The following is an 11,397-nucleotide window of genomic DNA, read 5'->3' on the forward strand; positions in this document are numbered from 1 at the left end:
TTAAAAGGTATGATAGAATAAAAATAAAATTGGTATCGCCATTTAGGAGGAATATTTTCAATGAGTAAAGTTTTAGTTTTTGGCCATAAAAATCCAGATACAGACACAATTACATCTGCTATTGTATATGCATATTTAAAACAACAAATTGGTGAGAATGCTGAGGCTGTACGTCTTGGTGAATTGAACAACGAAACACAATTTGCATTAGACAAATTCGGCTTTGCAGCACCACGATTCATCACATCCGTAGTAGGAGAAGCGGAAAAGGTAATTCTTGTAGACCACAATGAGTTCCAACAATCAGCGGACGGTATTGATGAAGTACAAATTACAGAAGTCATTGACCACCATCGTATTGCAAACTTCCAAACAGCCGATCCCCTATACTACCGTGCAGAGCCAGTTGGTTGTACAGCAACAATCTTAAATAAAATTTTCAAAGAAAATAGCGTAGAGGTACCTGCAAACATTGCAGGCTTAATGCTTTCAGCAATTATTTCAGATACACTTTTATTCAAATCACCTACATGCACAGAGCAGGACGTGAAAGCTGGTGAAGAGCTAGCGAACATTGCAGGTGTAAATGTTGCAGAATATGGTTTAGCAATGCTTAAAGCGGGCGCAGACCTTTCAGATAAGTCATTAGAAGATCTTTTATCTCTAGACGCAAAAGAGTTCCAATTTGGTGAATATAAATCAGTAGTTGCGCAAGTAAACGCTGTTGATGTTGAGGATGTGCTTGGACGTCAAGAAGAGTTAGAAATTTTATTAAACAAGAATGTTGCTGAAAATGGTTTAGATTTATTCTTCTTTGTTGTGACGGATATTTTAAACAATGATTCAACAGCGGTAGCGATTGGGCAAGTGGCAGAAGCTGCAGCAAAAGGTTTTGGGGCAGAGCTTGTGAATAATCGTGTTATACTACCGGGTGTTGTATCCCGTAAAAAACAAATCGTGCCAGTATTAACAGACGCATTGAAATAATCAAAAAGGGTTGTCCGATAAGTCAAAAGTAAGAAATTTTGATAGTAATATTGATTGAAAACAAGCGATTTTAGCCAGCCGCTACGCTTTCGATACACGCTTTTGATACAGAAAAGTGCTGCTGTCGCTTCGTTATGCTTCGCTTTCGCGCAGAAAAGGGGTGTCTCAATTGACTTTTGAGATACCCCTTTTGGCTATTCTAGCTTTAATGGGAAGACAGCAGGCCCCTCAAGGACTTCCCCTTGGACATTAAAGCGGGAGCCATGACAAGGGCAATCCCATGTTTCATCTGCGTCATTCCATTTTGTTTTACAGCCTAAATGTGTACAGGTTGGTGCGTTAGCGTGCTTGACATAACCTGTTACAAATTCCTTTGCTACGAAACCTCCAACTTTTAACATTTGCATAAACTGAGCACCAAATTTCGTACGTGTAGGTGCATAAAGTGCAGTTGCGCCATCTTCAGCCTTTGCTCCCGTAATAAGTGAAGATAATAAATCTCCCGCCACAAAGGAATTGGAGATTCCCCATTTTCTATAACCAGTCGCGATAAAGACATTTGGTGTGGAGTGCGAAATGTTGCCAACGTAAGGCACCATATCTGGCGTTTCAATATCCTGTGCTGACCATCTAAAAAGAGGTTCTTGTTCAAAATGCTCTTTCATTTCATTTTGTATAGCGTCGTAAAAAGGCTCGGTATTTGTTGTTTGGCCAGCGGTGTGATTAGCGCCTCCAAGCAATATATAGTGTTCATCGTTAATAGTTGTAGTGCGAATAGAACGTGAAGGAAAATCGACCGATAAATATTGACCATGGAAAGTGTCTGAAATTTTGCTAGCGACCATGTAAGAGCGACTATTTGAGAGCTTAAATAGTTGTAGACCTTTGAAGGCTTCAATTGGATAGTGCGTACCTAAAATAAGCTTATTATATTGAACCGACATATTATTTTCGGTATGTAAATCATTTTGTGCTAGGCGTAATTGTTGGACGCGTGTGTTGGCATACAATCTTGCACCCATTGATAATGCCTTCTTTACTAAAAAGTTACAAACGGACACAGGATTTATTTGTGCTTGGTGCGACATGCTCAATGCTTTTGTAATAGCGAAGGGTAGCTCTGTTTCTGAGGTGATTTTAGCCTTAATGTTTAATACTTTATAGGCATTCCACTCATTTAATAATTGTTTATAGCCTTCCTTCGTTTGACAATAAAGCATTGAATCAACTTGTTGGATGGATTCCTTAGGGAGTAACTGTAATGTTTTTTCAACAGCAAGTTGATTAAGTTGATAATAGAGCCGCGCCTCTTCTACAGAAAGCTTTTCCATAATATTGGCGTATAATAAGCCATGCTGTGCTGTTAGTTTGCCTGTTGAATGTCCAGTCGTACCATGACTGATGTGGGTGTTTGCTTCAAGCAGTACCACATCTACACCTGCTTTTGCTAAGACATAGGCAGTATATAGTCCAGTCAAACCTCCACCAATAATACAAACATCACACGTAGTAGAATCAGTAAGAGATGGCAGGGAAACAGACTCGCTCGTTGCAAGCCAAAGAGATTGTGTCATACATAACCCTCACATTGTTTTTACGCTCAGTATGGAGATTGATTTGAAAATTTATGCAATGAAGCAGAAAAATTGCTTAGAACTGTGCACTGTCTATACAATGTTTACAAAAGGAGGAGGTATATTTATGAAAATTGAAATTTGGTCAGATTATGTTTGCCCATTTTGTTATATTGGTAAAAAACAATTAGAGAAGGCACTTCGGGACACAGGCTTAGCAGATCAGGTGGAGCTTGTTTATAAAAGTTATCAACTTGATCCAACAACACCAGTGGAGACGAATATTTCTACGTATGAATCGTTAGCAAAAAAATATGGTATGACAATAGAAAAAGCGAAGGAAATGACGCAAGGTGTAGCATCTCGTGCTAAGGAAGTAGGACTGGACTATAATTTTGACAAGCTTATGGAAGAAAATACGTTAAAGGCTCATCGACTTGTGAAATTTGCACAACAACAAGGTAAAGATTCAGCACTTGTTGAGGCCTTATTACAGGGCTACTTTATCGAAGCGAAACGTATTAGTCATGATGACGTATTAATGGAAATTGCTGAGCAAGTTGGCCTAAAACGTGAGGACGTAGACGATGTTCTTTCTAGCGATGATTTTACAACTGAGGTGGAGGAAGATATTCAAGAAGGTCTTCAACTTGGTGTACGTGGAGTTCCATTTTTCGTAGTGAATAGAAAATATGGCATTTCCGGTGCTCAACCACAGGAAGTTTTTGAAGATACTTTACGTAAAGTAGCAGCAGAAGAAGGCTTACAACCAGGATTGCAGATGAAGGGCTCTTCAAATGCTGGGGTTTGTACTGATGAAAGCTGCGAATTCTAAATTTTACTTAACGATGTAAAGCTATACTAGATGCAGAAATACTTAGGCTCAAGTAACAGGAGTCTGAGTGTTTTTGCATGCGGTAAAGTAAAAGAAGGCATTACTAATTTTACATCTCAGTCAAAAGTATGAGACTACTATCGTTGACTTTTTTGAAAAAATTTTTTAATATATTCATATATCTCGAATTCGAGATAAAAATGGTAGAAAACTAAGGGAGAATTTATATAATGAACGTATTAGTAGTAAAAGCAAACAACCGTCCAGACGGTATTTCAACAAAAATGTATGACACTTTCATGGAAAATGTACAAGGCGTAGATGTAACGACTTTCGACGTATTTGCTGAAGATATGCCATACTTCGGTCAAGATCTATTCAACGCTTTCGGTAAAGTACAAAACGGCGAAGAATTAACGGATATTGAATCACGTATTTTAGCTGCCAAGCAAAAAGCAATGGACGCATTAACTGCTGCTGATGTAGTAGTATTTGCTTTCCCGCTTTGGAACTTAACAATTCCAGCTACTTTACAAACTTTCATTGATTATGTATATCAAGCTGGTTTCACATTCAAATATGGCGAAAACGGCCAACTAGTTAGCTTAATGACTGACAAGAAAGCAGTAATTCTAAATGCTCGCGGTGGTTATTATTCATCACCAGAAGCACAACCAATGGAAATGTCTGTGAACTACATTAAAAATGTAGTAGGTGGCGTATTTGGTATGGAAATAATTGAAGAAGTAATTATTGAAGGACATAATGCATCACAAGATAAAGCACAAGAAATCATTGCAAATGGTTTAGAAGCAGTGAAAAAAGTTGCACAATCTCTACAAACTGTAAACGCATAATCATTTGTTTTTTATTAAAAAGTTCTCTCAAATTTGAGGGGACTTTTTTTGTTGAATCATTAGAGGTCTGGTGGGGGCATAAAGGTCTGACGTATTGTCCCTAGTCAGTTAATTGGATTTTACATAAAATAACATCACGTGGCTGTGAATAGTTCATAGATGATAAATATATATTATATATTAGTAAAGTGTTGTGCTATTAGTTTAAAAGTACATACAATTAGGTCTAAATATTCAGTTAAATCACAGATTAGTATAATATAATAGAAACGTAGGAAAATATTAGATTTATAAGGGGGTCGTTACATGAATAAGAAATTAATTACTAATCTTTTAGCAATGTTACTAATTCTCTTCACAGTTTTCCCTGTGGGACTATCTGCCAATGCTACATCGAATGATGTGACACGTGGGGACTTCGTGAAAGAATTAGTAGAAAGCTTGAATGTCGAGCTTGGTGATGGTTCTACACTTACTTTTACTGATGTACCAAAGGACTTAGCTCCTTATGTAGAAAAAGCATTAGAATTAAAGCTTATCAAAGGTAAAACAACTACAATTTTTGATCCGAACGATAAATTAACACGTCAGCAAGCATTTGTTATATCTGCACGCGGTCTAGTCACTGAAAAAGCCTCGTTGACAGTGTTAAATAACTTCAAGGATGCAGATAAGATTGCTGAGACACATAGACAAGACCTTGCAAATGCAGTCGCAGCAAATATATTACAAGGTTTCGAAGACAATACGATTCGTCCACGTGACTATATAACAACTGAACAAATGCAAAGTATTGTAGAACGCTTTGTAGCAGCATACAAAGTGCCAGTGAAGGAAACGACAGTAGATCTTCAAATTTTAGGTACCACTGATATTCATACGAACTTAGCAAACTATAATTATTTTTTAGATGCCGATTCCGCTGATGTTGGGTTAGCAAACACTGCAACCTTAATAGAGCAAGCGCGAGCAGAAAACCCAAATACATTATTATTTGATAATGGTGATTTAATTCAAGGAACGCCACTTGGTTCATATAAAGCGTTAGAAAACGTCTTAAAACCAGGTGAGGTTCATCCAGCTATTGCAGCGCTAAATGCATTGCAATATGATGGTGGGACTTTAGGGAATCACGAATTCAACTATGGATTAGATTTCTTAAGTGAAGTATTAAATGATGCGAAATATCCAGTCGTTAATGCAAATGCGTATGACGCAAAAACAAAAGAGCATATGTACACACCATACGTAATTATGGATAAAGAAGTGTTAGATAACGCAGGTAAAAAACACACTATTAAAGTGGGCGTAACTGGAATCGTACCTACAAAAATTGTTGAGTGGGATGCCATTCATCTAGCAGGTAAGGTAGAGATGCAAGAACCTGTGGAGGCAATTAAAGAGGTAGTGCCAGAAATGCAAAAAGCAGGGGCAGATGTGATTGTCGTACTTTCACACTCAGGTATTGGTGAAGATTCTTATGTAGCGGGTGCAGAAAATGTTGGGTACCAAATTGCTAATATTGAAGGCATCGATGCTTTAATAACAGGTCACTCACATCTAACATTCCCTGGTGATTATAAAGACCTTAAAAATGTTGATCAAGAAAAAGGAACGATTAACGGTGTTCCTACAGTAATGGCAGGAAGTTATGGTAGTCATCTTGGTGTTATTGACCTGAAATTAGAGCAAAAAGGCTCTGAATGGGTGGTAGTAGATGGACAAGGGACACTTCGTTCTATCAAACAAGAAGGGTTACAACCATCTCAAACAGTGTTAAATGCTATTAAAGAAGCACACGAAGGTACGTTAACGTATATTCGCCAAGCTGTTGGTGAGACAACTGCACCAATCCACAGCTATTTCTCTATGGTTCAAGATGATCCTTCTATTCAAATCGTAACACAAGCACAAAAATGGTATATTGAAAAAGAATTAAAGGGTACAGCTGATGAAAACACACCAATCCTTTCTGCTGGTGCACCTTTCAAGGCGGGCTCTCGAAATAATCCTGCGGACTACACAAATATTCCTGTAGGGCCACTTGCCATTAAGAACATGGCAGATATTTATCATTATGACAACACTGTAGCAACTATCAAAGTTACGGGTGCACAAGCAATCGAGTGGTTAGAAATGGCTGCGGGTATTTTCTCAACAATTGAACCGAATAAAACAGAAGAACAAAATATCATTGACGCAGAAGCACGTTCTTACAATTTCGACGTATTAGACGGTTTAACATATCAAATTGATGTGACATCGCCTGCAAAATACGATCGTCGTGGTAATTTAGTGGACGAAAAAGCGAATCGTATTAAAGATGTACAATACAACGGTAAACCAATTGATGTAAATCAAGAGTTTATCATCATTACGAACAACTATCGTGTAGGCGGCTCTTACGGAGCTACATTTAAAAATACCGACGGCTCCAATGTAACAAACTATGCCTATGAAAATCGTCAAGCAGTGATTGACTACATCATGACAAATAAAACAATTAATCCTGCTGCGGACAACAACTGGTCATTTGCACCATTCCCAGCGAATACAAAGGTTATTTACCTTTCTGCAAAGGATGCACAAAAGGTCATTCCAGCTGGTAGCAATATAGAATATCTTGGTGATACAGAGGATGCTGGATTTGGGAAATATTTAATTAAATAACGATGAAAGAGGAGAGTGCGATATTATTCGCTACTCTCCTTTTTGTGTCGCTCAAATATTTGAAAACGCGTGCCTTGAAATGTAAGTAAACCAAAGTCGCCGTCTGCCAACTGCCCATATTTACGTCCATTTAGCTGTAATTCTATACGGTCACCATTTTGAACTTCAAAAGTTACATAATAAGTTGTATGAGCTGCAGAATTGCCACTACCGCCCCTTGTATTTGTACGCTTTGTTACGATTTTTGCTGGCACGGTTAATACTGGGGCTGCGTTATTTTTAGCCCATTGTGTAATCCCATTAATCATGACAAATGCAAATGTACCGAAGACAATGATAAAGATTACAGAGATGAAAATCGATTCGAAATGAAAGCTATCAGCCCAAAACATTTATAACCTCCAAATCCATGATGTGATAGAGCAAATTGTTAAACTGGATTTATTTCAAGGTCTACTACTATTTCAATTTCATCACTGATTAATACACCACCTGTTTCAAGGAGTGTATTATACAAAATCTCTGCGGTCAATTTTTGATCTTGCCTGAAAACCATATACTTCTTGTGACCATGGGTTCATACCACGGCCAACATACATGGTTGTGAATATGACGGGCTTCGTAATGTTTTTAATAGTTAAATCTCCATGAATAGCAAATATATTATTTTCGAGCTTTTCAATGTATGTAGACTCAAAATGAATTTTTGGATAGACATCAGCATCAAAGAAATCAGGTGATACAAGATGAACATCACGATCAAAATTTTTGGTTGAGACACTAGCAACAATTATCGAGAATGATATCTTTGCATCTTGCATTTGTTCGATATCTGACACGGTAAATTCAGCATGATAAGATTCAAATGTTCCATGAATTTGTGATATCATCATATGTCGAACAGAAAAACCAATTGTTGAGTGACTATAATCAATCGCATATTTTTTCATTGGAAGGTCCTCCTAACAACAGCATCTTACACGAATGATAAATTAAATAATTTGTTAGTTCAATGAGTTTTTAGTAAATATTAGAAAAACTGTTACTGAATATAGTGGGCTTTGTGAATATTTATAATCATTACAAATACTAACGAATGTAAAAATTCATAGCATCCTGATTAAAATCTAAAACACATAAGCGACCATTTTCCAATGTATGTGGAACTTGATGTGCCTGTAGATTAGCTATAAGCTGTTGTAATTCTTCTTGTGAAGAAAGTGAAAGCGTGTAGCTCAGTAAGCCTGTTGTTTGTTGTGGTGGTAGTGATGCACCGACTCCTTGCCAGGTATTGACCGCAATATGGTGATGATAGCCGCCAGCGGAAAGGAATAGTGCACTATCATGAAAGTTAGTCATAATGTCTAAACCAAGTGCATCTATATAGAAGTAAGTTGTTGCATCATTTATAATGCTAACATTTAAGTGTATATGACCTAATGCAGTTCCTTTAGGGAAACCTGTCCATAGACGCAGATTGTCATATAGAGCCATTACACCTTCTATATCGACTGCCTCGGTTCCTGTAATTAGTCCACCCTTACCATCACTTAGCCATTCAGAACGAGGGCGATCACGATAGATTTCTATGCCGTTACCTTCCGGATCATTCAAATAAAAAGCTTCTGAATAAATATGATCACCAGCACCAGTTATAGGTATGGCTAAGTTTAATAAATTGCCAATCACATATGCTAAGTCTTCACGTGTCGGTACTAAAATGGCAAAGTGAAATAGACCTGTGGTATGTGGTGGACGAAGCGACACTTTTTCATTAGATGACAATATTAAAATAGGTTTTGTATTGCCGGGATTAGCAAATTCCACTTGATTGGTAGTTCTATTAAGTATTTGTAAACCAAGTGTGTTATAAAAATCAGTCATTACATCTAATGACTGTACAAGTAAGTGTAAATGCTCAAGCTCTAATGTATTAGCAATTTTGAATGCCATTTAAGAAAAATCCTCCAGATCATAAGTTACTTTTTGTAATTAAATATAAAATGGTAAACAAATTACGTCAAGTAAATAAGTTACTTAAAATTTACTTTTGCTTAAATAATCAGTACAATAGAATACATAAGAGGTGAAAAATATGAATGAGACAACTTTATGTCCTCGTTTAGCTAAGGCAATGGATTTAATCGGGAAACGCTGGACAGGGCTAATCTTATATCAATTATTAGACGGACCACAGCGCTTCAATGAAATTGAGTCTGCTTTACCTGTAAGTGGTCGTTTATTATCAGAACGTTTAAAGGAGCTTGAAAAGGAAGGGCTCGTTGAACGAAAAGTATATTCAGAGGTGCCTGTGCGTGTAGAATATTCATTAACAGAAAAAGGTCAAGCACTAGAAGGTGCTATCCGTAATATTGAAACTTGGGCAACAGGCTGGTTATAAAGTGAAACTTCCATCCTTGCTGGTTAGTTGAGGCTTGCAGGAAGCAGGTTACACTTACGTTCACCACAGGAAGTGATGAATTTTAGTAAGTGTTCCTTTACTCGGGCATTTAGAATGGCCGCGGATTTTTAGATAATATAAAACACTTTTGCAAAAGATTAGCGTACTGCCCGTTAATGCGGGAAAAATACCCTTCATTTTACTTGTCAAATCGAGGTTCTAAATCCATACTAGTGTAGAGTAAGAAGGACGTTAGAAAGGAATTAGCTCTCATGACTAAAGAACAATGGGCGAAGGATTTAGCGCAAAATATTAATCCAGCCAATATTAAGTTAGACGAATCGTTACAACAATATACAATGACAAAATTAGGTGGCAAGGCGGATGTTTTTGTTCTACCTGAAACGGAAGACGAAGCGGCAGCAGTTATTCGCTATGCGCATACAAATAAAATTCCATTATTAATGCTAGGTAATGGCTCCAATATGGTCGTTCGTGATGGCGGCTTACGAGGAATAGTTGTGACATTTGCACATCTAGATGAAATTCATATTAACGGTGATTATGTATATGCACAAAGTGGGGCACTCATTAAGGATGTATCGAAGCTGGCTGCCACGGCATGCCTAACAGGATTTGAATTTGCATGTGGTATTCCTGGCTCTATCGGTGGAGCTATGGCTATGAATGCTGGTGCATATGGTGGCGAGATAAAGGATATTATTATTTCTTCTAAAGTTTTAACAAAAGAAGGGGAGATTTTGATATTATCGAAAGAAGAGTTGGAGCTCGGCTATCGTCAAAGTATCATTGCGAAGAAGGGCTATTATGTTCTGTCATCGGAATTTCAGCTAACTCAAGGCGTACAGGAAGAAATTGATGCCAAAATTGCTGATTTAACGTACCAACGGGAATCTAAACAACCGCTAGAATACCCATCTGCGGGTAGTGTCTTTAAACGTCCTCCTGGTCATTTTGCAGGCAAGCTAATACAGGATAGTGGCCTGCAAGGAAAAGGTGTAGGTGGAGCAGAAGTATCAACTAAGCATGCAGGCTTTATTGTTAATAAAGGCAATGCCACGGCCACCGATTACATTGCAACCATTCAAATGGTGCAGCGAGTTGTCAAAGAAAAATATGGTATTGACTTAGAAACCGAAGTGAAAATAGTCGGCGATGAATTATAAGTAAATGACAAATGGCGCTCTTCGCTAATGGCGAGGAGCGTTTTTTAGGGGTGTGAAAAACTATGAAGTTTCTATCATGGAATGTCAATGGAATCCGCGCTTGCGTGAGTAAAGGCTTTTTAGATTTTTTTCATGAGGTAGATGCAGATTTTTTCTGTATTCAGGAATCGAAATGTCAAGCGGGACAAGTAGAGCTTTCACTTGAAGGTTATCAACAATATTGGAATTATGCTGTGAAGAAGGGCTATTCAGGTACAGCTGTCTTCACAAAACATACACCTCTTTCAGTACATTATGGTGTCGGTGAAGAGACATCACAGGACGAGGGCCGCATTATTACGTTAGAATATGAAAACTTTTATTTAGTTAACGTCTATACACCAAATTCCCAGCGAGATTTAGCGAGATTGCCGATACGCCTAGATTGGGAGGATCGTTTAGCTTTGTATTTAAAAGAACTCGATGCGAAAAAGCCCATTGTGTACTGTGGGGATTTGAATGTTGCGCATACAGAGATAGATTTAAAAAATGCAAAATCGAATATTGGGAATTCTGGTTTTACATATGAAGAACGTACTAAGATGACTGAGCTTTTAGCAAGTGGGTTTATCGATACTTTCCGCCACAAGCATCCGGATGAGACAGACCATTACACATGGTGGTCCTATATGAATAAAGTACGTGAGCGAAATATTGGTTGGCGTATTGATTATTTTATTGTATCCGAGCGATTGAAAGAGCATGTTGACGTAGCGACAATTCATACCCATATTTTAGGCAGTGATCATTGTCCCATTGAATTACAACTCGACATTAAAAACTAAGCAGAAATCGTACCTCTCACTGGAGGTACGATTTTTTACATAGTGCTATAGCACGAGGAATG

11 protein-coding genes are annotated in these 11,397 nt (G+C 37.7%); 7 read left to right on the top strand and 4 right to left on the bottom strand.

What is annotated here, in order from left to right; translation table 11 throughout:
* Positions 1-60 precede the first annotated feature (60 nt).
* Positions 61-987, top strand: coding sequence for a manganese-dependent inorganic pyrophosphatase (locus C9J35_RS16840; protein WP_107925411.1), 927 nt, complete (start codon positions 61-63; stop codon positions 985-987).
* A 194-nt stretch (positions 988-1,181) separates the two neighbouring features.
* Here the strand turns inward: C9J35_RS16840 and C9J35_RS16845 are convergent, their stop codons facing one another.
* Positions 1,182-2,561: an FAD-dependent oxidoreductase gene (locus C9J35_RS16845; protein WP_107925413.1), complete on the bottom strand. Its 1,380-nt coding sequence runs from the start codon at positions 2,559-2,561 to the stop codon at positions 1,182-1,184.
* Positions 2,562-2,688: 127 nt separating this feature from the next.
* On the opposite strand from C9J35_RS16845, the gene C9J35_RS16850 reads away from it, so the two are divergent.
* From C9J35_RS16850 to C9J35_RS16860, 3 genes are all read left to right on the top strand, one after another.
* Positions 2,689-3,396 (top strand): DsbA family oxidoreductase, encoded by a 708-nt coding sequence (locus C9J35_RS16850; protein WP_107925415.1) that lies wholly within the window; start codon positions 2,689-2,691, stop codon positions 3,394-3,396.
* Between the two features lie 230 nt (positions 3,397-3,626).
* Entirely contained in the window at positions 3,627-4,253 is a 627-nt protein-coding gene (locus C9J35_RS16855; RefSeq protein ID WP_107925417.1) for an FMN-dependent NADH-azoreductase, read from the top strand.
* 306 nt (positions 4,254-4,559) lie between these two features.
* Positions 4,560-6,923, top strand: a complete 2,364-nt coding sequence (locus C9J35_RS16860; protein ID WP_107925419.1) for a bifunctional 2',3'-cyclic-nucleotide 2'-phosphodiesterase/3'-nucleotidase — start codon at positions 4,560-4,562, stop codon at positions 6,921-6,923.
* 23 nt (positions 6,924-6,946) lie between these two features.
* Here C9J35_RS16860 and C9J35_RS16865 read toward each other — a convergent pair whose 3' ends face one another.
* From C9J35_RS16865 to C9J35_RS16875, 3 genes are all read right to left on the bottom strand, one after another.
* A complete protein-coding gene (locus C9J35_RS16865) occupies positions 6,947-7,315 on the bottom strand; it encodes a DUF2500 domain-containing protein (RefSeq protein ID WP_054768234.1) in 369 nt (122 codons plus the stop codon).
* A gap of 117 nt (positions 7,316-7,432) precedes the next feature.
* A complete protein-coding gene (locus C9J35_RS16870) occupies positions 7,433-7,873 on the bottom strand; it encodes a YceI family protein (protein ID WP_235616345.1) in 441 nt (146 codons plus the stop codon).
* Positions 7,874-8,012: 139 nt separating this feature from the next.
* Positions 8,013-8,876 (bottom strand): VOC family protein, encoded by an 864-nt coding sequence (locus C9J35_RS16875; RefSeq protein ID WP_054768235.1) that lies wholly within the window; start codon positions 8,874-8,876, stop codon positions 8,013-8,015.
* Between the two features lie 142 nt (positions 8,877-9,018).
* On the opposite strand from C9J35_RS16875, the gene C9J35_RS16880 reads away from it, so the two are divergent.
* The 3 genes from C9J35_RS16880 to C9J35_RS16890 all read left to right on the top strand — a co-directional run bounded on the left by C9J35_RS16880 (position 9,019) and on the right by C9J35_RS16890 (position 11,335).
* The gene (locus C9J35_RS16880) at positions 9,019-9,324 is read left to right on the top strand and encodes a winged helix-turn-helix transcriptional regulator (RefSeq protein WP_054768236.1); all 306 of its coding nucleotides are present in this window, start codon (positions 9,019-9,021) and stop codon (positions 9,322-9,324) included.
* 272 nt (positions 9,325-9,596) lie between these two features.
* Entirely contained in the window at positions 9,597-10,511 is a 915-nt protein-coding gene (murB, locus tag C9J35_RS16885) for a UDP-N-acetylmuramate dehydrogenase (protein WP_054768237.1), read from the top strand.
* Between the two features lie 62 nt (positions 10,512-10,573).
* The gene (locus C9J35_RS16890; protein ID WP_107925421.1) at positions 10,574-11,335 is read left to right on the top strand and encodes an exodeoxyribonuclease III; all 762 of its coding nucleotides are present in this window, start codon (positions 10,574-10,576) and stop codon (positions 11,333-11,335) included.
* The last annotated feature ends 62 nt before the right edge of the window (positions 11,336-11,397 follow it).

Source organism: Lysinibacillus parviboronicapiens, from assembly GCF_003049575.1.
GTDB classification, from domain to species: Bacteria; Bacillota; Bacilli; order Bacillales_A; family Planococcaceae; genus Lysinibacillus; species Lysinibacillus parviboronicapiens.